Source organism: Lysinibacillus sp. Ag94 (assembly GCF_023242215.1).
Lineage (GTDB): Bacteria > Bacillota > Bacilli > Bacillales_A > Planococcaceae > Lysinibacillus.
In genome coordinates this window covers 2461581-2485129 of sequence record NZ_CP096780.1, presented here as the reverse complement: position 1 = coordinate 2485129, position 23549 = coordinate 2461581, and the positions used below count along the sequence as shown (strand labels likewise).

Annotated in this window: 22 protein-coding genes and 1 riboswitch; of the genes, 15 read left to right on the top strand and 7 right to left on the bottom strand. The window is 37.5% G+C overall.

The features are described from left to right. Positions 1-21: 21 nt before the first annotated feature. From MY533_RS11455 to panF, 13 genes are all read left to right on the top strand, one after another. The gene (locus MY533_RS11455) at positions 22-798 is read left to right on the top strand and encodes an ABC transporter ATP-binding protein (RefSeq protein ID WP_248716039.1); all 777 of its coding nucleotides are present in this window, start codon (positions 22-24) and stop codon (positions 796-798) included. Further along, positions 773-1480: an ABC transporter ATP-binding protein gene (locus MY533_RS11450; RefSeq protein ID WP_248716038.1), complete on the top strand. Its 708-nt coding sequence runs from the start codon at positions 773-775 to the stop codon at positions 1478-1480. The genes MY533_RS11455 and MY533_RS11450 overlap by 26 nt, the downstream gene beginning before the upstream one ends. Before the next feature lie 15 nt (positions 1481-1495). After that, positions 1496-2368, top strand: a complete 873-nt coding sequence (locus MY533_RS11445; protein WP_248716037.1) for a branched-chain amino acid ABC transporter permease — start codon at positions 1496-1498, stop codon at positions 2366-2368. Further along, complete coding sequence (locus MY533_RS11440; protein ID WP_248716036.1) at positions 2365-3384, top strand: branched-chain amino acid ABC transporter permease; 1020 nt, start codon at positions 2365-2367, stop codon at positions 3382-3384. Before MY533_RS11445 ends, MY533_RS11440 begins: the two co-directional genes overlap by 4 nt. Next, complete coding sequence (locus MY533_RS11435; protein WP_248716035.1) at positions 3381-4385, top strand: 3-oxoacyl-ACP synthase; 1005 nt, start codon at positions 3381-3383, stop codon at positions 4383-4385. The genes MY533_RS11440 and MY533_RS11435 overlap by 4 nt, the downstream gene beginning before the upstream one ends. A 12-nt stretch (positions 4386-4397) precedes the next feature. Next, a complete protein-coding gene (locus tag MY533_RS11430; RefSeq protein WP_248716034.1) occupies positions 4398-5309 on the top strand; it encodes an intracellular short-chain-length polyhydroxyalkanoate depolymerase in 912 nt (303 codons plus the stop codon). Continuing rightward, complete coding sequence (gene fabG / locus MY533_RS11425; protein WP_248716033.1) at positions 5293-6024, top strand: 3-oxoacyl-ACP reductase FabG; 732 nt, start codon at positions 5293-5295, stop codon at positions 6022-6024. Before MY533_RS11430 ends, fabG begins: the two co-directional genes overlap by 17 nt. A 16-nt stretch (positions 6025-6040) precedes the next feature. Continuing rightward, the gene (locus MY533_RS11420) at positions 6041-7507 is read left to right on the top strand and encodes a class I adenylate-forming enzyme family protein (RefSeq protein WP_248716032.1); all 1467 of its coding nucleotides are present in this window, start codon (positions 6041-6043) and stop codon (positions 7505-7507) included. Positions 7508-7706: 199 nt separating this feature from the next. After that, positions 7707-8072 (top strand): hypothetical protein, encoded by a 366-nt coding sequence (locus tag MY533_RS11415; protein WP_248716031.1) that lies wholly within the window; start codon positions 7707-7709, stop codon positions 8070-8072. 324 nt (positions 8073-8396) lie between these two features. Further along, complete coding sequence (locus tag MY533_RS11410) at positions 8397-10091, top strand: methyl-accepting chemotaxis protein (RefSeq protein WP_248716030.1); 1695 nt, start codon at positions 8397-8399, stop codon at positions 10089-10091. A 165-nt stretch (positions 10092-10256) separates the two neighbouring features. Continuing rightward, positions 10257-10400: a hypothetical protein gene (locus MY533_RS11405; RefSeq protein ID WP_248716029.1), complete on the top strand. Its 144-nt coding sequence runs from the start codon at positions 10257-10259 to the stop codon at positions 10398-10400. A 204-nt stretch (positions 10401-10604) separates the two neighbouring features. Next, complete coding sequence (locus tag MY533_RS11400) at positions 10605-10868, top strand: YhdT family protein (protein WP_248716028.1); 264 nt, start codon at positions 10605-10607, stop codon at positions 10866-10868. After that, the gene (gene panF / locus MY533_RS11395) at positions 10868-12313 is read left to right on the top strand and encodes a sodium/pantothenate symporter (protein WP_248716027.1); all 1446 of its coding nucleotides are present in this window, start codon (positions 10868-10870) and stop codon (positions 12311-12313) included. The genes MY533_RS11400 and panF overlap by 1 nt, the downstream gene beginning before the upstream one ends. A gap of 961 nt (positions 12314-13274) precedes the next feature. Here panF and MY533_RS11390 read toward each other — a convergent pair. Continuing rightward, a complete protein-coding gene (locus MY533_RS11390; RefSeq protein WP_248716026.1) occupies positions 13275-14057 on the bottom strand; it encodes a TSUP family transporter in 783 nt (260 codons plus the stop codon). A 124-nt stretch (positions 14058-14181) separates the two neighbouring features. Here MY533_RS11390 and MY533_RS11385 point away from each other — a divergent pair, with 124 nt between their 5' ends. Beyond that, complete coding sequence (locus MY533_RS11385; RefSeq protein WP_248716025.1) at positions 14182-14964, top strand: TrmB family transcriptional regulator; 783 nt, start codon at positions 14182-14184, stop codon at positions 14962-14964. A gap of 73 nt (positions 14965-15037) precedes the next feature. Here MY533_RS11385 and MY533_RS11380 read toward each other — a convergent pair whose 3' ends face one another. Next, a complete protein-coding gene (locus tag MY533_RS11380; protein ID WP_132360684.1) occupies positions 15038-15409 on the bottom strand; it encodes a nucleotide excision repair endonuclease in 372 nt (123 codons plus the stop codon). Between the two features lie 195 nt (positions 15410-15604). Next, positions 15605-15715, top strand: a riboswitch (SAM riboswitch). Between the two features lie 137 nt (positions 15716-15852). On the opposite strand from MY533_RS11380, the gene metA reads away from it, so the two are divergent. Further along, positions 15853-16788, top strand: a complete 936-nt coding sequence (gene metA / locus MY533_RS11375; RefSeq protein WP_248716024.1) for a homoserine O-acetyltransferase MetA — start codon at positions 15853-15855, stop codon at positions 16786-16788. A gap of 76 nt (positions 16789-16864) precedes the next feature. Here metA and MY533_RS11370 read toward each other — a convergent pair whose 3' ends face one another. From MY533_RS11370 to MY533_RS11350, 5 genes are all read right to left on the bottom strand, one after another. After that, entirely contained in the window at positions 16865-18328 is a 1464-nt protein-coding gene (locus tag MY533_RS11370) for a GerAB/ArcD/ProY family transporter (protein WP_248716023.1), read from the bottom strand. A gap of 536 nt (positions 18329-18864) precedes the next feature. Beyond that, on the bottom strand, positions 18865-20472 hold the full coding sequence (locus MY533_RS11365) for a GerAB/ArcD/ProY family transporter (protein ID WP_248716022.1): 1608 nt from the start codon (positions 20470-20472) through the stop codon (positions 18865-18867). 34 nt (positions 20473-20506) lie between these two features. Then, a complete protein-coding gene (locus MY533_RS11360; RefSeq protein WP_248716021.1) occupies positions 20507-20740 on the bottom strand; it encodes a hypothetical protein in 234 nt (77 codons plus the stop codon). 3 nt (positions 20741-20743) lie between these two features. Then, a complete protein-coding gene (locus MY533_RS11355; RefSeq protein WP_248716020.1) occupies positions 20744-21943 on the bottom strand; it encodes a Ger(x)C family spore germination protein in 1200 nt (399 codons plus the stop codon). A 14-nt stretch (positions 21944-21957) separates the two neighbouring features. Beyond that, the gene (locus MY533_RS11350) at positions 21958-23505 is read right to left on the bottom strand and encodes a spore germination protein (RefSeq protein ID WP_248716019.1); all 1548 of its coding nucleotides are present in this window, start codon (positions 23503-23505) and stop codon (positions 21958-21960) included. Positions 23506-23549: the final 44 nt, after the last annotated feature.

Sequence of the window (23549 nt, the reverse complement as noted above, 5' to 3'; positions counted from 1 at the left end):
AGTACTTGAAAGGAGAATACGATGGAACCTATTTTACGAACAGAAAACTTAACTATTCGTTTTGGCGGACACACAGCTGTCGACCAGGTGAATTTTAATATGCCAGAAAAACATTTGAAATCAATTATTGGACCGAATGGAGCTGGAAAAACAACCTTCTTTAATTTGCTTAGTGGAGAATTAAAGCCGACTGCCGGGGATGTCTATTATAAGGGACAATCGCTTGCGCAAAAATCAGCGATTGAAAGAACGCGAATGGGGCTAGGGCGATCTTTTCAAATTACGAATGTTTTCCCGAACCTGACAGTATTAGAAAATGTCCGTCTGGCTGTGCAATCCAAGGAGAAAATTCGTTTCCAATTATTTCGGCATTATAAAAGCTATAAGGCGATTACAGAAAAAGCAGAGGAACTATTATCACTCGTCTTGCTTGACAATAAAAGAGATGCGCTCACGACAATGCTGTCCCATGGGGAAAAGAGAAAGCTTGAGATTGCGATGCTGTTAGCACTTGATACGGAAATCCTTTTACTCGATGAACCAACGGCAGGCATGTCCTTAGAGGAGGTGCCGACGATTTTAGAGGTGATTCGCACGATTAAAAATCAAGGTGATAAAACCATTCTCCTCATTGAGCACAAGATGGATATGATTCTAGATTTGTCGGATTCGATTATGGTGCTATTTAACGGCCAGCTTCTAGCGGATGGAACACCGGAGGACATCATGAAAAACGAAACCGTACAAAATGCATATTTAGGAGGTCTGTACGATGAACACCTTACTGAAATTAAATGATGTCCACACATATATCGGTCAATATCATATTTTGCAAGGGGTCAATTTTGAGGCAAAGGAGGGGCAGGTAAGTGTACTGCTCGGCAGAAATGGTGCAGGCAAAACGACCACCTTAAAAACGATTATGGGGTTAACACCTGCTTTAAAGGGAGAGGTAGAATTTCGCTCACAATCTATTAAAAAAAGCCCGACCTATAAAGTGGCAAAATTAGGAATAGGTTATGTACCAGAAAACCAAGGGATTTTTGCAGATTTAACCGTTGAGGAAAATATGAAAGTGGCCATGCGTAAAGAAGATACGGCTACTTTAGAGCGACAAAATTATGTGCTAGAGCTTTTTCCAGATCTAAAGAAATTTTGGAAGAAGGCGGGCGGACATCTTTCGGGTGGTCAAAAACAAATGCTGTCAATGGCACGGGCATTTATCAATGATAGTAAATTAATGTTGATTGATGAGCCTTCTAAAGGACTAGCGCCGATAGTGGTAGAGAAAGTGATGGAGGCCATCGTTGAAATGAAAAAGCAAACGTCCATCATTCTTGTTGAGCAAAACTTTATAATGGCGAGCCGAATTGGTGATACGTATACGTTGATCGATGATGGTAGAACAGTTCACTCGGGCAACATGCAGGATCTTATCCATCATGAAGAATTAAAACGAAAATATCTTGGAATCGGATAAAAGGTGGTGTACTTATTGGAGCTATTCGTCAATCTACTCATTAATGGCCTGGCAACTGGCATGTTAATTTTTTTACTGGCGGCAGGTCTGACGTTAATTTTTGGATTAATGGATGTTTTGAACTTTGCTCATGGGGGGTTATTTGTTTGGGGGGCTTATGCTGGCATCTTTACGTATATGTTCACTGAGAGCTTTCTCATTGGCGTTGTAGGTGCCATCGTAACAGGAGCTTTACTCGGGCTCATTACTGAAAAATTAATTATAACACCTGTGTATGGCAATCATATTCAGCAAATTTTAATTACATTAGGGCTGATGCTTGTGCTACAGGAGTTGATTAAAGTTGTTTTTGGTCCAAATGGTGTGGCAGTAAAAACACCGAGCTACTTAACAGGCAGCTGGGAAATTGGGGACGTTATTATTATAAAATATCGATTTTTTATTATTGTAGTAGGTTTTATCATTTTCAGTATTTTCCAATACATGTTAAAGAAAACGAAAATTGGGCTAATCGTTCGAGCGGGTGTACAGGATAAAGAAATGGCACAGGCACTCGGCATTCATATAAAGCGGGTATTTTTATATGTTTTTATGGTTGGTGCGGCACTCGCAGCACTTAGTGGCATGTTAATGGCTCCGTATTCAGGTGTTATCTATGCGGAAATGGGCATGGAGTATGCGATTCTAGGTTTTATCGTTGTCGTAATCGGAGGAATGGGCAGTTTTTCAGGCTCTCTATTGGCAGCAATTTTAGTCGGTTTAGCAGGTAGCTTCATGGCATATTATGTGCCAGTGCTATCGCTTGCGGTCAATATGATTTTAATGGCTATCGTCTTAATTTTCCGTCCACAAGGTTTATTTGCTATGAGAAAGGAGAGATCGACATGACAATGAGGCTATCATTGCAGCATCTATGCTTTTTCCTCATAGTAGCGATTTTAGTACTTCTTCCTTTCGTTAATGATTCAAGGACGCTCATCATTTTATTAACGCAAATCTTTATTTTCGGTATTTTAGCGATGAGCTATGACATTCTCCTTGGCTATACAGGTATTGTGTCGTTCGGGCATGCGATGTTTTTTGGTTTAGGTGCCTACACAACGGCTGTTATGCTGAAACAAATGGAGCCAACACTTGTAACATTTTTATTTTCAATCGTAGTCGGTATGTTGCTAGCAGGGTTTATTAGCTTCTTAGTAGGATTATTGACACTTCGATTAAAAAGTCATTTCTTTGCGATGCTGACATTATCTTTTTCGGGACTATTTTTAGTAGTGGCAGAAAAATGGCGTTCTGTTACATACGGAAACGATGGTTTTACGTTTAGAGCACCCGAAATGTTTAGAGATCGAATGACGTTTTATTTCATCGTGCTAGCATGCTTAGTCGTTATTTTTATTGCGCTAAATCGTTTCGTTCACTCGCCAACTGGTCGAATTTTAATTGCTGTTCGAGAAAATGAACAACGAACAAAATCATTAGGCTATAACACCTTGTACTATAAAGTGATTGCATCAATAGTTGCAGGAACCGTTGCAAGTTTAGCTGGCTCTTTATATGCTGTGTCATTACGATTTGTCAATACGAGTGTGATGACAATGGACATTACGCTAGATGCATTATTAATGACGATTATTGGCGGTGTGGGCACATTAGTTGGTCCTTTATTAGGATCGGCTGTTATTGAATATGCCCAGCATGCACTTTCGGGGTTAGCTCGTGATTATCCAATATTTGAACGATGGATTATCTTCTTTGGAATTCTTTATATTTTAGCTGTTATCTTTTTCCCAAAAGGAATTATTGGATCACTGCGCCTGATGTTTTGGAAATGGCGATTAAAGCATAAGGACAAAAACCAAACATCGGTTGTCCCGTCGCAGGAGAAGGAGCGATTTGAATGACAGTAGGCATTGTAAGCACAGGAATTTATATTCCAAAAACGAAAATGACCTCTAAAGAGATTGCGAGGCTTTCCAATATTCCAGAGGATATTATTCGACAAAAAATGGGCATCTATGAAAAGCCTATTCCTGGTGAGCAAGATCATACGGTTCAAATGGGGATATGGGCAGCGCAGGACGCTATACGCAAAGCTCAAATCGACCCGAAAGATATTGATGTTGTCATTTATATGGGAGAGGAGCATAAGGAGTATCCCTTGTGGACTGCCTCGATAAAAATGCAGGAGGAGCTAGGGGCCGTAAATGCTTGGGCATTCGATGTACAATTAAGATGTGGCACGACCATTATGGCACTAAAACTAGCGAAAAGCTTAATGGCGTCGGATGATTCCATTCAGACGGTCCTCTTAGCTGGTGGCTATCGAAATGTTGATTTTATCGATTATAGCAATCCTCGAACACGCTTTATGTACAATTTAGCAGCTGGTGGTGGCGCTATCCTGTTACAAAAAAACTATGACAAAAATCAGTTATTAGAGGCGGATATTATGACGGATGGCTCGTTCTCAGAGGATGTAGTCGTGCCTGTCGGTGGTACAAAAAAACCTTTAACGCCTTCTGATTTGGAAAATAATTTGTATCAGCTCGATGTGATCGATCCGATTGGGATGAAGGAGCGCTTAGAGCAAAAATCTTTAAGTAATTTTTTGAAGGTAATTCGAACATCCTTGGCGAAAAGTGGATTAAATGAGGGGGATATTCGTTATTTAGCGATGCTTCATATGAAAAAATCAGCGCATGACTATATTTTATCTGAACTCGGCCTGCAGCAGGAGCAATCCATATATTTACGAGAGTATGGTCATATTGGACAGATTGACCAAATAGTATCATTGCAGCTGGCGTTAGATGAAGGCCGTATCCATGATGGAGACATCGTCACACTTGTTAGTGCAGGTATTGGTTATGTCTGGGGAGCTATTACGATTCGATGGGGATAAGGGGGAAATGCGTTGTTAAAAACGGTTCAGCTATCTAATGGAGAAACGATTGCTTATCGTAAACGTCAAGGGGGAGAACGAGTTTTATTACTTATTCATGGCAATATGACATCCTCCAAACATTGGGACGTTCTAATCGATGCATTGGATGAAAAATATACAATTTATGCACTGGATTTACGAGGTTTTGGTGGTTCATCTTATCATAAACCAATTTCTGCGATTAAAGATTTTAGCGATGATGTGAAGCTTTTTGTGGACGCCATTCAATTGAAACAGTTTGACATGATTGGCTGGTCAACGGGCGGAGCTGTATGTATGCAGTTTGTCGCACAGTATCCAGGCTATTGTCAGCAGCTTATTTTACTAGCCTCGGCATCTACGAGAGGTTACCCATTTTACACGGATTTAGGTACTGGCAATCAAGCTGCATTAAAAAGGGCATTTACCTATGAAGAAGTACTCGTCGATACATTTAAAACAAAATTAGTACAAGGCTTCTATGATTCGAAAAATGTGCAAGGCTTACAGTCGGTCTGGAACGCACTTATATACACGCATAATCAGCCTAGCCCGGAACACTATCAGTCATATGTGGAGGATATGTTGACGCAACAAAATTTAGCTGAAGTTTATCATGCATTAAATGTCTTCAATATAAGTGCTGTTAATCATGAGGTCGCCAAGGGCACTCATGAGGTTCAACACATTACCATTCCCGTTTTAGTGTTAAGAGGGGATCGTGATTATGTCATAACAGAAGGAATGAATGAAGAAATAATGCTCGATTTAGGCGCGAATGCACAATTCGTCAGTTTAAAAGACTGCGGTCACTCTCCATTAATTGATGATTTACCACAGCTTACAACTGAAATTGAAGCATTTTTAGAAATTGGAGGAAAAAATTATGCGTTTAAACAATAAAGTTGCCATTATTACAGGAGCAGCGAACGGGATTGGCTATGCTGCTGCTGAACGATTTATTGAAGAGGGTGCATTCGTTGTCATTGCAGATTTTAATGAAGAAGCAGGTGCTTCAGCTGCCCAGCAATTAGGTGACCAGGCATTATTTGTGCAAGTAAATGTTGCAGATAGGGAAAGTGTCAAGAAGCTAGTGACAACAGTTATAGAGCATACGGGCCGAGTTGATATTTTAGTGAATAATGCAGGTATTACTCGCGATGCAATGTTAACAAAAATGACGGAAGATCAGTTTCAGCAGGTGCTTGATGTGAATTTGACTGGAGTATTTCAGTGTACACAAGAAGTAATTCCACATATGATCGCTGCTGGTGGAGGAAAAATTATTAATACATCCTCTGTTAGCGGTGTTTATGGCAATGTTGGCCAAACAAATTACGCCGCCACAAAGGCCGCTATTGTTGGCATGACCAAAACATGGGCGAAGGAATTAGGGCGCAAAGGCATCAACGTGAATGCGGTTGCACCTGGCTTTACAGAAACAGATATGGTGAAAAAAATGCCAGAAAATGTGCTAGCACAAATGCGCTCCATCGTACCACTGCAAAGATTAGGAACACCTAGAGATATTGCCAATGCTTATTTATTTTTAGCATCTGATGAGGCTTCCTATGTCCACGGTCACACGCTTCATGTGGATGGAGCAATTATGATGTGATAAGGGGGCTTTCAAGATGTTTGTAGAGCAATCCTGGATTTTAAAACGTGCATCTCTAACACCTGAACGTCTAGCATTGGTGAACTTAGAAACTAAGGAACAGTGGACTTATCAGCAATTAACAGAGGAAATCACAAAATGGAGTCATTTTTTTGAGCGCCAAAACTTGCAAGCAGGGAGTCGTGTAGCCGTATTTGCGAAAAATCATATTCAGCTTTTTGCTGTCTTATTCGCCTGCGGATTAAGAGGCCTTATCTATGTGCCATTGAATTGGCGTATGAGTACGGCGGAATTAACTGATATTTTGACGGATGCTACGCCTTCTTTACTGCTTTACGATGAAGAAATGAATTGCCCTTTATCTTTCGAAAACATGCATTCCCTTCGTGTAGCTAATGAAGGAGCTACGCTAACCATTCGAGCAGTAGACCTTAATGACCCTTGGCTAATGATTTATACAGGGGGCACAACTGGTAAGGCGAAGGGTGTTGTCCTATCCTTTAATTCTGTAAATTGGAATGCGATAAATACAATTATTAGCTGGGGCTTGAGCGATAGTGATTGTACGTTAAATTATATGCCGTTGTTCCATACAGGAGGTTTGAATGCCTTATGTATACCGCTGCTAATGGCTGGCGGTACAGTTGTTATTGGTGATAAGTTTGAGGCGGAAAAAGCTCTTAAGGCGATTAATCAGTACAAGACAACGATTTCGCTTTTTGTGCCAACAATGTACCAAGCGATGATTGCGGAGGATTACTTTAAGAGCAGTAGCTTCCCTTCCGTGAAAGTTTTTTTATCAGGGGGCGCACCATGCCCGTATCCAATATATGACGCATTTTTCAAGAAGGGACTATTTTTTAAAGAGGGCTATGGTTTAACAGAAGCGGGGCCTAATAATTTTTATATTTCACGAGAGGCCGCTTATTTAAAAAAAGGTGCCGTAGGGAAGAGCATGCAATTCAATGAAGCTAAAATTATCAATAGTGCAGGAGAAAGCTGTGCACCAAACGTAGTCGGAGAGCTATTAGTTAGAGGGAAGCATATGTTTCGCTTTTACTGGAATAATCAGCAGGAGACTGAAAAAATCATTCAAGATGGGTGGTTAAAAACTGGCGATTTAGCACTGATGGATGATGATGGTGATTTTTACATTGTCGGTCGCAGTAAAGAGATGATTATTTCTGGTGGAGAAAATGTTTATCCCCAGGAGGTAGAGCAATGCATTTTACGCCATCAGCGAGTGCAAGAGGTTGCGGTGATTGGAATGGTGGATGATTATTGGGGTGAAATCGTGGTGGCCGTTATCGTTTGCCAGGATAAGCAAGATACTATATTAGAGGAAATCAAAGAAATCTGTAGTAAGTATTTAGGTCGCTACAAAATTCCAAAAAAGATTATGTTCATCGATGAATTGCCAAAAACAAGTGTTGGAAAGATCGATAAAAAAGTATTACAAATGTATGTGAAAGCTGCGAATTAAACCAGCTGCAGGAATAAAGATAAAAAACGCTTGGATATCCAGGCGTTTTTTGCTGCTATATTAAGCAACTTCTTATCGCTTAAAGACAGCTAGAAGAGACTTTTACTTTGTGGCTATGTTAAAATATTGCGAGTGAAATCGGGTTTTTTACGATGTTATCAAGTATCAAGGAATAGAACGAAGAAAGGGCAGTACTAAAATGGAAAACGTATCAAATGTAGAAAAATTGGAATCAATAAAATCGTTACAATCGACAATCAATAAACTCGAAAATGCCTTATCCCAGATGATTCAAAAAGGCGCAAATATTACCTTAGTAAAGAAACGACTCAAAGCTGTTTGCATTGGATTAGCAATGCTAGAAAACGTTTGGCATCAAAGCCCCCATCATTACACCCAGGCAGAATTAGCAGAGGCTCGCAATGTTCTTACTAGTTTATTTCCATCAATTGAGAAAGTATATGTTAAGTCAAAGGCTGGTAGTCCCCAAAAAACGCTTTTAGAAAGAAGAATTAAAGCGTTGGAACTAGCTGTTCTAGCGATTGATGAGCTTTCCAATAAATAACTTATTCAATGGCCACTTTTCTTATATATGGAGATTTAAACTCCCCCCAAAAATGCTAGTGAGGATTGGTGACAGTAGAGACTGACTTCTCCTTGAGGATTAGCGTCACAAATAAGAACTTACAGCGAAGTGAAACGGCTCATCGTACCCTCTCAAGAATGCGCACAGTCTCAACCTCACATTTCTCAAAACACCCTATAATGATTAAAAATGTTAATTTATTGATAATATATTGAAACTATTTACATAATGATGTTTAATAAACTTGGCTTATTTTTTATACATAATATTCCTAATAACTATGAGAAAGGAGAGAAAAATTTATTGCGTACTTTTAAAATTAGTACAAAATTTAATTTACTTTTAGTGGGAGTCATCCTATTTTTAAGCGTTATGATTGGATTTGTTTCCCATATACAAGTAAAACAAATTATGCGTAACAATTTTGAACAGAGCATAACCCATATTTCAAAGGTTGGTTATATGCTGCTAGAGGAACGATTTAAGGGAGATTGGGCTATACAAGATGGGGAACTTTACAAAGGCGATACAAAAATTGTTAATCAGGAAGCCTTTGTAGATGAGTTAGGAGAAAGCATAGATGGCGGTGTAACCATTTTTCAAGGGTCAAAAGGACTGATCACCAACCTAAAGCTAAATGGAGAACGTTTAGTGGGCAAAGATGCTGATCCAAAAGTCGTTGAAAATGTCATGAATAAAGGAGAAACCTTTATAGGTGAAGCTGATGTTGTAGGAACGAAATATTTAACACTCTATGCACCGATTAAAGATGCAAATGGAGACATCATTGGCATGTGGTTTGTCGGTGAAACAATAGATGGGGTTAATACAATTATTTTTGCCTTTATCGGTAAGCTTCTCATTGTATTGTTCATCGGAGCAATCATAGCTGTATTAGGTAGCTTCCTTTTCACAAGAGCATTTGTGAAACCGCTTCATGAAATAAACAATCAACTACGAGATATTGCGGATGGCGAAGGAGATTTAACAAAACAGTTACAAATTAATTCCAAGGATGAAGCAGGGGAGCTAGCGCAATCTTTTAACAAAATGCTGACAAGCTTAAAAGTATTAATGCAACAAATAGCACAATCGTCTAAACAGGTTGATGTATCTTCTGATGGCTTAACAACTAAATCGCAGCAAACAGCAGCTATGACGAGACAGCTAACGTCAACATTAGAAGATATAGCGGATGGTTCAAAAACGACATTACAAAGCACAAGTGATAGCCTAACTGCCATGCAGGAAATGGCCATAGGCATCCAACAAGTTGCTGAAACCGCTTCAATTGTTTCAGATGCTGCTGATTTAATGAGTGATGAGGCTACACAAGGCAATGATTCTTTGAATCGTGTATTGAATCAAATGACAATTATTAATGAATCATCTGGCAATGTAGAGGCACAGGTCCGTATATTAGGTGATCAGTCACAGCAAATTGGCAATATCGTTGATGTGATTACAAACATCGCCGATCAAACGAATTTGCTGGCTTTAAATGCAGCTATTGAAGCGGCTCGTGCTGGTGAACAAGGAAAAGGCTTTGCTGTCGTTGCTGATGAAGTTCGCAAATTAGCAGAACAATCAAAGGAATCTGCTGACCAAATCGCAACACTTATTCATTCCATTCAAAATGATACAGCCAATGTAATTTCGGCTATATCTAGTAACTCGAAGGAAGCAGCATCAGGTATGGATGTTGTAGATGATACAAAACTGGCCTTCCACAAAATTATGCAGTCGATTAAAGGAGTTAGCACACAGTTACATGACATCTCTGCCGTGACAGAGCAAATGTCTGCAAGTGTTGAAGAAGTTACAGCCTCAACAGAAGCAATGGCACGCATTGCAAGCAAGGCAACCGAAAGTACGGAGCACGTGACGCTAACAGCGAAGGAGCAATTAGCTTTCATAGACAATATGGCCTCTTCAGCCAAAGAGATGGCACAACAGGCAGACGAGCTTCAAAGCTTATTAAAAAAATTTCAATATTAAGGTTGAAAAACGCTTGGAAATCCAGGCGTTTTTCAATTTTTATAGGAAAAAGAGGATTTTTTTTATTGTAAAAAATGAAAATGACAAAAACAAATTGAGGAGTTAAAGCAAGTATGTTTCGGGTTTTATGTCCTGTTGCTGCAGTTCAAAAAACGAGTTGGCGAAATGAAACATGTAGAAAATTCTTCACAGCAAGTAGGTGCGTTTGTGGTAGATCATGATTTTGAAGATGAAGATGATTACTGGGCTTGTGTTGAAGTACATAAAAGGGCCAATTATAAAATAATGGATACCTATAATGTGGATTGAAGCGAATAAATAGCAAAGACTTAAATGGCATCTAGAAATATTTCATAGCTAGGAAGATAGCGAAAATTTAGATGTGGAGCTATTAGATACCATAGATCTAATGTTTTTTAAAAAATAGCTTGAGCTATTGATATTTATTTTTTCACAAAGGTTCCCATAATACGAACATATCAGTAAAATAGAGTAGGTTAGGGGGACTGTATTTTGAAAGATCAACGCTTTAAAATTGCGCATCGAGAGGCGCTAATCGGTATCGGGCTTGTTATCGTTAACTTTGCGATTTGGTTTGGCTTTGCTTATGGACTAGGCTCTGGTGATCCAACAAGCTATACGTATGTATTCGGTTTCCCTGCATGGTTTTTCTATAGCTGTATTGCAGGGACAGGTTTTATGATTATATTAATCTGGGCCGTCATGAAACTCTTTTTCAAAGAAGTACCATTTGACGATGAGGAGGTGGATCAATAATGCATTGGCAAGTTATTTTTCCACTGCTATTATTTCTAGTCATCATTTTTGGTATTGGGATCTGGTCAAATAAGTATGTACGCTTTTCCAATTCATTTTTACAGGAATACTTCCTCGGTGGTCGTGAAATGGGAGGCTTTATCCTCGCTATGACAATGATTGCTACGTACGGTAGTGCAAGTAGCTTTATAGGTGGACCAGGCGTTGCATACACGAAAGGGCTTGGCTGGGTATTGCTGGCGATGGCGCAGCTTCCTGCAGGTTATTTCGTCTTAATGATTTTAGGGAAGAAATTTGCTATTATCGCACGACGTTATCAAGCCATCACGTTAATAGATTTTTTACGAGAACGCTATAAGAGTCATGCTATTGTTATCCTATCGGCTATTAGTATTATCACCTTTTTATTTTCTGCAATGATGGCCCAATGGGTAGGTGGTGCTCGATTAATAGAATCATTAACTGGCTTAAACTATACAACTGCACTCTTTATATTCGCGATTTCGGTATTAGTGTATGTGATTATTGGGGGCTTCCGTGCTGTTGCACTAACGGATACGGTGCAAGGCTCTATTATGGTTATCGGAACCATTATTTTATTAATTGGGACAATCATCGCTGGTGGAGGAATCGATAATATTATGGCCTCACTTGTCGCTGAGAATCCGAATTTTGTGTCTCCATTTGGAGCAGAAGGTGAGTTAACGCCATTATACGTATCTACATTTTGGATTTTGATTGGTGTTGGAGTTGTGGGACTTCCACAAATCGCAGTTCGTGCTATGAGCTATAAAGATTCTAAAAGTATGCATTTAGCTATTATCATTGGCACTATTGCCATTGGGACAATTATGTTTGGGATGCATCTAATCGGTGTTTTAGCACGACCAGTGATACCGGGTATTGAAATTGGTGATAAAGTTATGCCGATGCTAACATTAAAGGTTTTACCACCATTTTTAGCTGGCATTGTTTTAGCTGCACCGATGGCAGCAACGATGTCTACAGTCAACGCATTACTGATGCTTGTAAGCTCCACAGTAGTGAAAGATATTTACTTAAATTATATAAAACCAACAGCGAATGATACGGAAATTAAGCGTGCAAGTTTTATTGTTACGACAGTGATCGGTCTAGCCGTTGTCGTTTTTGCTCTAAATCCACCAGATTTATTAGTATGGCTAAATTTATTCGCTTTTGGCGGACTCGAGGCAGTCTTTATTTGGACCGTCGTATTAGGACTATATTGGAAAAAAGCCAATAAGTATGGAGCTATCGCGTCAATGATTTCGGGTATGATCCTTTATATAATCATTGATCGTTTTTATCCTTCTGTCTTTGGTATGCACACCGTGACAATTCCAATCGTCGCTTCCTTAGTCATATTTGTTATTGTTAGCTTATTAACAAGTCATAAATTTAAAAATGAAAAGTTGTTTATTTAAATTAGAAAACGCCGTAGTGATAGAATATCTACGGCGTTTTATATTGCAGACAATAAGTGTTGGATAGAATGTTCGAAATGATGGATAGACTATCCAAAATCGCGGGTACGGAGCGAAGGAAAGAATTACTGATGTGGCGGATAACCTCCGAAGTGACGGGAAGAACCCTTGGAGCGACAGATTAGAACTACTGAAGTGACGGAAAGAATCCTTGGAGCGACGGAAAGAACTACTGAAGAGACGGAAAGAACCACTGGAGCGACGGATAGACTCTCCAAATGATGGATAGAATCACCCAAAACGTGGATAGAACATTCGAAATCGTGGATAGAATTACCCAAAACGTGGATAGAACAATCGAAATCGTGGATAGAATCCCTGGATTGATGGATAGAAAGTTCAAAGTGAGTCCCTATGAAGCGACGGATAGACCCTCCCAAGTGACGGAAAGCCTCTCCGAAGAGACGGAAAGAACCTCCAGAGCGACGGATAGACTCTCCAAATGATGGATAGAATTACCCAAAACGTGGATAGAATCTCTGGATTGATGGATAGAAAGTTCAAAGTGACGGAAAGTCCCTATGAAGCGACGGATAGACCCTCCCAAGTGACGGAAAGCCTCTCCTGAGCGACGGAAAGCCTCTCCGAAGAGACGGAAAGAACCACTGGAGCGACGGATAGACTCTCCAAATGATGGATAGAATTACCCAAAACGTGGATAGAATCTCTGGATTGATGGATAGAAAGTTCAAAGTGACGGAAAGTCCCTCTGAAGCGACGGAAAAACCCTCCCAAGCGACGGAAAGCCTCTCCTGAGCAACGGATAAGACCCTCCCAAGTGACGAATAGCCTCTCCTGAGCGAAGGATTGAACCAAAAAAACCCCTTCGAAATGACAAAAGCCTCTTCAAATTAAAGAAACAGAACGCCAAAGATTGTCGACAAGCTAAGACACCGTAGAGCTAAAAATCTACGGCGTTTTTTATGTAATCATAAGCATTTTTAGTTAACAACGTTATCGTTACGATAATAAATAATACGCGGACAAAGCCGCTACCTTTTTTAATCGCCATACGTGAGCCTACAAATGCACCGGCAATTTGAGCGATGCCCATTAGTAAACCATAGGCATAATGAATCTGACCTAAGTAGGCGAACATTAAAAGGCCGGCAAAATTACTGGCTAAGTTTAAAAATTTCGCGTTTCCTGCTGCTTTTAAGAAATCGAAGCCGATTAATAAAAAGCTGAAGATTAAAAATGAGCCAGTTCCTGGACCAAGAAACCCATCATAAAACCCAATTGTAAATAACAACAGCATGAATAGGACTAAGTGCGTAAACTTTAAATTTTTGACTGCAGCTACTGAACCCCAATCTTTTTTAAAGATTGTATAGACGGCAACAGCTGCAAGCATTATGAGCATAAGTGGTTTTAGTAATTCAGGATTAATTAAATGAACGGTCCATGCACCAAAAAGTGATCCCACAAAGGCGAGGGGAAAGTATTTAATAACTGAACGAATTTCTAGCTGACCAGATCGATAAAAAGAGATGGTTGATGTTAAAGAACCCATGGTGCCGGCAAGTTTATTAGTGGCTACTGCAGCTGCTGGATTTAAACCAGCAAACATAAGGGCAGGTAACGCAATTAAGCCTCCACCCCCAACGACTGCATCCACAAAGGCGGCTAAAAATCCAAAAGATATTAATAATATGACTACATTTACATCTACTTCAAATAGCATGTTTACACCTCTTTCGATAGTTACTACCGAAATAGTAACTAAATTTCACTTTGCTGTAAAGAATTATTTTTTATTGGCTTATCTTTATAGCCTTAACTTATAATAAAGGAAATGGAGGGATCGAATGGTTGAATTAATCGCGCAATTAAAAGAACTAGGATTCACAGAATATGAAGCGAAGGCCTATATTGCACTCGTACAAAATAGTCATGTTAGTGCCTATCAAGTAAGTAAAAACTCCGGTATCCCTCGTGCAAGAATATACGACATACTTGATGTACTTGTTGAAAAAGGGTTAGTACTAAAAGAAGAAACGGCAGATCAAACGATATACTCTTCCATTCCTGTCGCTGTGTTTTTACAGCAAATTCAGCAACGTTGGCAATCGAATTTCACATCGATTAGTGATCAATTAGAAAAATTAGAAGTAAAAGAGCAGGAAGCGGAGCATAAAGTTGTCACGATAAAAGGAAAAGAGGCAATCGTTAATTATTGTCAGTCATTATTAAAAAAAGCGGAGAAAAAAGTTATATTATCGATGTGGGAAGATATGTATGGGGAATTACGAGAAGCTATACAAGAGGTCGCACAGCATATTCCGATTCATGGTATTACATTGAATGTGGATGAAAATGTTTCACCCTTAGACCAGCATCGAACTACACAATATACGAGAAAAACTTCTACGCCACATTGGTTTATTTTGTCTGTAGATGGTCAAGATATGATTTATGGTCACTCTCCAGCACATCATGAAACCGCTTTTATTACCAATGATCCTGTTCATATTTATTTATTAGAGGATTATATCTGGCATGACGTGCTTATTAATCGCCTTTTAAAGCGCGATGATACGGAGCTTGAGGAATGGATTACGAAAGAACGTAAAGCATTTTTTTTAGAATGAAAATATTGAAAAAGAATCTGCAAGCCTCCATGTACATTTCATAAGGCGAGCAGATTCTTTTTTTCGTTAATTATTAATAAAATACTTTATCGACATTGTATTTAGCGCGGAATGAATTGATCGCGTACGTTTCATAAATTTCACGTTCCATTGGATCTTCCACTTCATACACTTCAATTTTGAAAACTTCATCACGATGATTTTTCATCGGTGACACATTGTCCTCAAAATGCTTTTTAATACGTTGACGAATTTTACGTGCTTTACCTACAAATAAAAGTTCGTTCTCTTCATTGTAGAATAAGAAAATACCACCCTTTTCACGAGTGATTTTATGGAAGTCGATAAAACCATGGTATGGTGTGATTGGTACATCTCCTGGCTTTAAATCTTGTTCGCGTTGGCGAATTACTACATCTGGTTTTGGAAAATCAATTTTAATCAAACTATTCACGTTCCTCTCTGTTACTAAAGGTATATGTTAACATAAGTACAACATGTTTACCATCAAATAATGAATGTAAACATTCAAGTTTAGTGTTAAACAAATGACATCATGACATGCATGATTAATAACAAAATATTCTATGTATTATTGATATTCTTAATTGTTCATGTTACAATTCTTTTTAATTAAATAATCTTATCAAGAGAAGTTGAGGGATTTGGCCCGATGACGCTTCAGCAACCTCTAACGAAAGTTAGAAAGGTGCTAATTCCAGCAAAGGATTTGTCCTTTGAGAGATAAGAGTGAACGTGGAAAAATCCTTCTCATTCTATCTCATATGGAATGAGGGGGATTTTTTAATTTCATCGTTTGATATTTGACTTTGCGCAGGGCCCGTGCATTGAATGTAACAAAAGAAATAAAAGAGAGGGGAATGCAAGATGCCAATTAATATTCCGAAAAACTTACCAGCTGGAGAACATTTACGTGAGGAAAAAATCTTCGTAATGGAAGAGGACAGAGCGAAGACGCAACAAATCCGTCCGTTAAATATATTAATTTTGAACTTAATGCCAGAAAAGGAAAAAACAGAGCTTCAATTACTTCGATTATTGGGGAATACACCGTTACAAGTAAATATTACATTTTTAAATACAGCTACGCATGAATCGAAAAATGTCAGTAAATCACATTTACAGTTATTTTACACGACCTTCAATCAAATCCGTCATCGCCGTTATGATGGTATGATTATTACAGGTGCACCAGTAGAAAAAATGGAATTTGAAGAAGTGAACTACTGGCAGGAAATTTCAGAAATTATGGATTGGTCTAAGACAAACGTAACATCGATTTTACATATATGTTGGGGTGCACAGGCGGCGTTATACCATCATTACGGTATCGGTAAAATAGGACTTCCTGCTAAATGCTCAGGTGTATATTCTCATGTCATTACGGATTTAACAGTGGATTTAGTACGAGGCTTTAGTGATTCATTTACGGCACCACATTCACGATATACATCTGTATCAATTGAAGAAGTACTTAGCCATCCTGATTTACGCTTACTCTCTTATTCTGAAGATGCTGGTGTTTTTATTGTGCAATCTAAAGATAATAAAAACATTATGATTACGGGCCATCTTGAATATGATGCAACGACTTTAGCTGATGAGTATAGTCGAGATGTTGCGAAAGGATTAGATATTGAGGTACCAGTGAATTACTTCCCACATGATAATCCCGCAAATGAACCGATTAATACGTGGCGTGCCCATACACATTTATTATTCTCCAATTGGTTGAACTACTATGTTTACCAAGAAACACCATACGAATGGGATTTCGTCGATCAAATTGAATATCATATTTAATGCCATTTAATAGCAATTAAAAATGATGACCTTGATTGGAGAGGGTCATCATTTTTTATGCCTTTATACTGTAAATTTAATTTTTATCACTGTTTGGGGTATTGCCAGTATCGCTATCATTCTGTGTAGTATTGCTTGAAGCGTTCTCACTTTTGCTCGGTGAAGGATTTTCACTATATCTACTACTATCACTTTGAGTAGAGTTATTACTACTACTTTCATCGTGTGAAGTATTTCCTCCATTGTTGCTACTACCACTTTGAGTAGAATTATTGTTATTACTATTACTTTCATTTTGAGAAGCATTACCGCTATTATTGCTACTATCACTCTGAGTAGAATTATCGTTATTACTATTACTTTCATTTTGTGTAGCATTACCGGCATTGTTACTACTACTATTTTGAGTAGAATTATCATTATTATTGCTACCTGCACTTTGAGTAGCATTACCGTTAATTTTGCGGATTTTCGCGATAAGTAATAAAACTAATGGTAAGAAGATTGCGAAAATAGAAGAAAAAATAGGCCACGTTTCTCTATTGTAAATTTCTGAATGAATGATACTAGGATGAATAATTTGTGAAAGTCCAAGGATAATCATTCCGAATGGGAAAATGAGCGGTCGATGATTTTTAATTTTACATATTTGTGCGATGCCGATGACCCCAGCGTAAAAAAACATAAAAGTTTTAATATAAATTGATATTAACCACATGGCTGCCATAATCACTTCAATACGTTGTAAAAAATTCCCGATTGAAATTCTTTGGGCTAATGAATAGCTAGGAAATGTCCTAGAAGCAGTATTTGCCGGACCTAGGACAAGGATAGCTAATGTTATGATAGCAATTAAGACAATCCCTCCAAGAATTGTACCAATGTAAAACCCTTTTTGTGCTGATTTATGGACGTTAATAGTAGAAGGAAAAATCATTAATAATATGACAAGTGGGAATGAAAAAATACTCATTAATCGAATTATACTAATAAATAATGATTTTGCTGGTGCCTCCATTATTGGCTGTAGATTTTCCATATGGACGGATGGTGAAATAGAAACTACGAATAAAATAAAAATTAAAATAAAAAATGGGAATAGTATTTCTGCAAAACGGGCAAAAACTTCAATCCCTAGAAATGCAGCATAAATAATGATAATACTGAACAGAAACGCAAAGGCCATTGTAGGTGTTTCTGGCAAAACTTCTGTTTTCATGAAAATGCCAATGAAATATAATAATTCACCGGCAGAAAGTAAGGATAGAAAAATAAAACCAATCGAAGTTATTTTTCCGAAAAAGCGACCTAATATCTTTTCATTAGCTTCTACAAATGTAAGGGCAGGTGTCCGTTTTCCTACAGTAATGAAAAGCTTTATTAAAAGTAAACTTAAAACGACACTTATAATCGTGGCAATCCAGGCATCTTGTTTGGCTTCACTTGTTACACTAGCAGGGCTAATTAAAATGGCTGTTCCAATTGAAGCGAGAAAGGTAATGATCATAAATTGCCTTGAGCTAATTATTTCTTTTTCCATTTGAACGCTACCCCTTTTCTCTTAACATAAAGATCCTTATTGTTTTGGCAGGGAGACAATTAAATCTTTAATTGGTGAAAAAATAAAGGTAAGCAAGTCTAATGGGCTTGGAATTTTGATCCTTTATAAGACCCCAGTTTTAATGCAGCAACGATTAATAAAAAAATCGAAAAAATAACGATTGTTTTTGTTCCTTTATTATTTAAAATTTGGAATCATTCGTTTGATTCCTTTATTGACTCCTGCTGTTTTTAAACAAGCCATTTATATAGATGATCGCTAACGCAAACTTGTTATTCTAGTGTGCTTTACAAATTTTGAGAAAGAGGACCTATGGTATCCGTAATTATAAATAGAGATTTACATAACTATATAATGTACAACTTTGAGAGAAGATAAACCAAGGTTGGAATTGAATTCATATAAATTCTTTTCAGCGGATGACCAAACACCTGTAGCTTTCGGTACAAAAAATGTAAAGAAAAAATGATGACCATGAAACGATAGGTTCATCATTTTTTTATGCCACTATGTTGTTAATTTCCTGGAGAATCTTTATTTTTATCACTATTTGGCGTATTGCCGGTATCGCTATCATTCTGTGTAGTATTACTTGAAGCGTTCTCACCTTTGCTTGGTGAGGGATTTTCGCTATTGTTGCTATTTTCACTTTGAGTAGAGTTAACGTTACTACTACTACTTTCATTTTGAGAAGCATTACCGCCATTACTGCTACCATCACTCTGAGTAGAGTTATCGTTATTACTATTACTTACATTTTGTGTAGTATTACCGCCATTACTGCTACCATCACTCTGAGTAGAGTTATCGTTATTACTATTACTTTCATTTTGAGAAGCATTACCGCCATTGTTGCTACTACCACTTTGAGTAGAATTATTGTTATTACTACTACTTTCATTTAGAGAAGTATTACCGCCATTGTTGCTACTACCACTTTGAGTAGAATTATTATTACTAAGAGAAGCATTACCGCCATTACTGCTACTTTCATCTTGTGTCGCAATACCGTTTTTACTATCATTTTCATTTCCATTAATTTTGCGAATTATTGTGACTAGTAATAAAACCAATGGTAATAAAATCATTAAAACAAAGGAAAATATAGGCCAGATATCTCTATTGTAAATATCTGAATGAATAATATTAGGATGAACAATTTGTGAAAGTCCAAGGATAATCATGCCGAGTGGAAAAATGAGCGGTCGATGATTTTTAATGTTAAATATTTGTGAGATACCGATCACCGAAGCATAAAAATACATAAAAGTTCTAATATAAATAGATATTACCCACATGGTCGCCATAATCACTTCGATACGCTGCAGAAAATCCCCAATTGAAATTCTTTGAGCTAAAGAATAACTAGGAAATGTCCTAGAAGCAGTATTTGCCGGACCTAGGACAAGAATAGATAGTGTGATGATCGTGATTAAGACAATCCCTCCCAAAATTGCACCAATGTAAAAACCTTTTTGTGCAGATTTTTGGACGTTTACTGCGGAAGGGAAAATCATTAATAATACAACAAGCGGGAAAGAAAAAAGACTTATAAATCGAATTATACTAAAGAATAATGATCTTTTTGGTGTTTCCATTATAGGCTGTATATTTTCAATCTGGATGGATGGTGAAATACAAATGACAAAGAAAATAAAAATTAAAATAAAAATTGGACATAGTATTTCTGCAGAACGGGCAAATACCTCAATACCTAAAAATGCTGCATATATAATGATAATACTGAACATAAATGCAAATGCCATCGTAGGTGTTTCTGGCATAATTTCCGTTTTCATGAAAATTCCAATGAAATATAATAATTCACCGGCAGAAAGTAAACATATAATAATAAAGCCAATTGCAGTGAATTTTCCGAAAAAACGACCTAATATCTTTTCATTAGCCTCTACAAATGTAAGGGTAGGTGTTCTATTTCCTAAAGCAACGAAAAGCTTTACTATAGGCAAACTTATAACGACACCAATGATTGCTGCAATCCATGCATCTTGCTTTGCTTCGCTTGTTACACTTGCGGGGATAATTAAAATGGCTGTGCCTATTGAAAAGAGAAGGGTAATGATCATAAATTGTCTTGAACTAATGATTTCTTTTTCCATCATGAACGCTACCCCTTTCTTACATAAAGTTGCCTTATTACTTTGTCAGGGAAATGAATAAATCCTTTATTGGTGAAAAAATAAAGGTAATTAAATCTATTGGGCTCGGTATTTTAACTTTTAATGAGACCGCAACATTTAATACAGCACCGAGCATTAAAAAAATCGAAAAAATAACGATTGTTTTCGTTTCTTTATTTTTGTTTAATGTTGGAATGAAGACAAAGGCTATAACAGCTGTAATTAATAGTATAAAAATCGTCATAATCATAGATTATTCTCCCTTCGGCTTCTTCACTAATGAATTTTCCATCGTCCCTAATCCTTGTGTGTTCACATGTACTTCAACTTTAACTGGTACCTCTTGAAATATAGTTAGCCAGTCTTTTTTTATTTTTTTCCACTCTTTCGGATTTGTGCGATGAAGTTCTGAACCAAATCCAAAAATATCGACCCGATAATTTTGCTGAACTGTTTTAATTGTTTCTTCGATTCGTTTTTTAATAAGTTCTTCTGTTTTTTTATTGATGTAGTGAATCGATTTTTCTTTAGTAAGGTCTATAGTACATTCAACTTCTCCTACATTTTGGCTAACATCTATAAAAACATTGATTTTTGGTGCTCCATTTTCAAATTTACCTTTTATTTTCGTCTTTGAGTGCGTAATCTCTGTTGATAGAGTACCTTCCTTAGGGCAAGCAAGAATTTCAATTGTACTTTCTATTTTGTCCTTTAAAAAACCTAGACTTCTACTATCTTCTTCTGATAAAATCCCAATGAATTTATCTTCTTTAAAAACCCCTAAGCCAGCATACTTCAATACTACAGAAGACTTCGATTTTTTAACATTCGATGGATCCTTTCCCGCACTTTTATCTCCATGTATTTCAATGGCAGACATGACTACACTTGTTTCTTTGTTATTTAAAATATTGATTAATTCGTCAATTTTAATGGATTGTGTTGTACCCCAAGTTTTCTCTGACGTTTTAAGAGAATTTAGTAATTTGTTAGCCGGAACTTTTTCGATAGGTGTTAATACGTTTAAAACTTCGTCGGCAGTCGCCTCATGAGCAACGATGACATCGAAGTCATTTCTGAATTCATGATCTCTTGACACTAAATCTAACGGTTCGGCCATTCCTTCTTTTGCTAATTCATCACCTAGTACAACGATTTGAAGGTGAGCGAAATAAAGTTTTCTAGCTGTTACTGTTGTCATTTTTCTAATGGCCTCAAAAACCGTTTTACCTTTTGAATGATAGGTAATAACGGGTGATCGTCCTGAAGTAGGCTGTTTGGAGGAGATTTCACCAGGATCTACAACTTGAACAGTTATTTCGAACTCATTATCTACCTTATCTATTCCTAATGCAGCGACAATGGCTAATTCATTGAGTTCACGCTTACTCCAGCAACCACTTAAAAGTAAAGTAAGAATCATTAGTAAACATATTGCCTTATATTTTGACATGGTTTATTCCTCGTTTACACATTCTTTTGATTCCTTTTTTTCGTATTAAAATATTTATGACCTCTGACAGTATTTTTTTGACTAATTAAGCGTGGTCGAGTCAATAATGCTCTGCGTGGGAACAACACAAGGGCATCTTTTTGATCATCTACAATTAATGGCCCGAATGGACTTAAATATGGAACACCGAAAGTTCGTAAACTGCATAAGTGTAAGAGAATGATCATCAGGCCAAACATCACACCAAACAATCCAACAATTGCTGCTAAAATCATTAATGGGAAGCGAAGAGCACGGACTGTATTGGATAAGCCATAAGCAGGGAATAAAAAGCTACAAATAGCTGTAAGTGCCACAATAATGACCATTACAGCTGAGACAATTCCTGCTTCTACAGCCGCTTGACCGATCACTAATGTTCCAACAATGGATACGGCTGGTCCAATCGTCCTTGGCATTCGGAGACCTGCTTCTCGTAATACCTCAAATGCAACCTCCATGATGAGTGCTTCCACAACGGCAGGGAAGGGGACGCCTTCTCGCTGAGATGCAATACTTATTAGCATAGGAGTCGGTAGCATTTCTTGATGGAAGGTGGTGATTGCTACGTATAGCGAAGGCGCTATCAAGGCTAGACCAATTCCAAAAAATCTCAATAAACGTACAAGAGAACTAATCATCCAATGCTGATAATAATCTTCAGCAGATTGTAAAAAGGATGTAAATAGAGCTGGGACAACTAGGACAAACGGTGAACCGTCCACTAGAATTGCAATTTTTCCGTCTAATATTTCACCAGCAATAACATCAGGTCGTTCAGAATTATAAACTGTAGGGAATATGGTCGTTTTAGAATCTTGAATAAAATCTTCAATGTAGCCGCTTTCTAAAATACCATCAATATTAATACGATCTAATCGGGAAAGAACCTCCGCTACTATTTTGTCATTCGCAATGTCATTTAAATACATAACAGCAACATCCGTTTTTGTTACTTCACCGACAATACGGGACTTGATCCAGAGATTCGGACTTTTAATTTTCCGACGGATCAGAGCCGTATTCGTTCGCAATGTTTCCGTAAAGGCTTCCCTAGGACCTCTAATGACCGACTCTGTTGAAGGCTCCATAACAGCCCTATCTTTTGCACCTTTTGTACTTGTTACAATTCCAGTTGAAGATTCATCTAATAAAATGACCGTATCACCATTCAATATCGAATTGTACAGTGTTGAAAAATTGAAAATATCATTAACATCGCCGACTGTTAAACAAGAATCTCTTAAATGGCGAATAATCTTGTCTATTTCTGTCTCATCACTTGCCTCAATATCAAGCATTAGTTTATCAATTACAGAATCAGAAATGGTTATTTTATCGGTTAAGCCATCTACATAGATAATCGCAAAAACAAATTTTTCAGCTTTTCCAATGGTAATTTCTCGTATGATAAGGTCATCACTATTCCCGAGTGCTTTTTTAATTATCTTCAAATTTTGAGAAAGAGAACTAAACAGTTGGTCATTGTTTTGGGAGGTATCCGTAATTTTAGAAATAGACATTTTCATTTCCTCCTCAAGATTTTACATAACTATAGAATGTACAA

What these genes read in the sequence shown, in the direction of transcription:
- MY533_RS11450 (WP_248716038.1), top strand. Translation starts at nt 773, where the DNA reads ATGAACACCTTACTGAAATTAAATGATGTCCACACATATATCGGTCAA.
- MY533_RS11405 (WP_248716029.1), top strand. Translation starts at nt 10,257, where the DNA reads ATGAAACATGTAGAAAATTCTTCACAGCAAGTAGGTGCGTTTGTGGTA.
- MY533_RS11365 (WP_248716022.1), bottom strand. Translation starts at nt 20,472, where the DNA reads ATGATGGAAAAAGAAATCATTAGTTCAAGACAATTTATGATCATTACC.
- MY533_RS11360 (WP_248716021.1), bottom strand. Translation starts at nt 20,740, where the DNA reads ATGATTATGACGATTTTTATACTATTAATTACAGCTGTTATAGCCTTT.
- MY533_RS11415 (WP_248716031.1), top strand. Translation starts at nt 7,707, where the DNA reads ATGGAAAACGTATCAAATGTAGAAAAATTGGAATCAATAAAATCGTTA.
- MY533_RS11455 (WP_248716039.1), top strand. Translation starts at nt 22, where the DNA reads ATGGAACCTATTTTACGAACAGAAAACTTAACTATTCGTTTTGGCGGA.
- MY533_RS11435 (WP_248716035.1), top strand. Translation starts at nt 3,381, where the DNA reads ATGACAGTAGGCATTGTAAGCACAGGAATTTATATTCCAAAAACGAAA.
- MY533_RS11355 (WP_248716020.1), bottom strand. Translation starts at nt 21,943, where the DNA reads ATGTCAAAATATAAGGCAATATGTTTACTAATGATTCTTACTTTACTT.
- MY533_RS11390 (WP_248716026.1), bottom strand. Translation starts at nt 14,057, where the DNA reads ATGCTATTTGAAGTAGATGTAAATGTAGTCATATTATTAATATCTTTT.
- MY533_RS11350 (WP_248716019.1), bottom strand. Translation starts at nt 23,505, where the DNA reads ATGTCTATTTCTAAAATTACGGATACCTCCCAAAACAATGACCAACTG.
- MY533_RS11385 (WP_248716025.1), top strand. Translation starts at nt 14,182, where the DNA reads ATGGTTGAATTAATCGCGCAATTAAAAGAACTAGGATTCACAGAATAT.
- metA (WP_248716024.1), top strand. Translation starts at nt 15,853, where the DNA reads ATGCCAATTAATATTCCGAAAAACTTACCAGCTGGAGAACATTTACGT.
- MY533_RS11370 (WP_248716023.1), bottom strand. Translation starts at nt 18,328, where the DNA reads ATGGAAAAAGAAATAATTAGCTCAAGGCAATTTATGATCATTACCTTT.
- fabG (WP_248716033.1), top strand. Translation starts at nt 5,293, where the DNA reads ATGCGTTTAAACAATAAAGTTGCCATTATTACAGGAGCAGCGAACGGG.
- panF (WP_248716027.1), top strand. Translation starts at nt 10,868, where the DNA reads ATGCATTGGCAAGTTATTTTTCCACTGCTATTATTTCTAGTCATCATT.
- MY533_RS11440 (WP_248716036.1), top strand. Translation starts at nt 2,365, where the DNA reads ATGACAATGAGGCTATCATTGCAGCATCTATGCTTTTTCCTCATAGTA.
- MY533_RS11420 (WP_248716032.1), top strand. Translation starts at nt 6,041, where the DNA reads ATGTTTGTAGAGCAATCCTGGATTTTAAAACGTGCATCTCTAACACCT.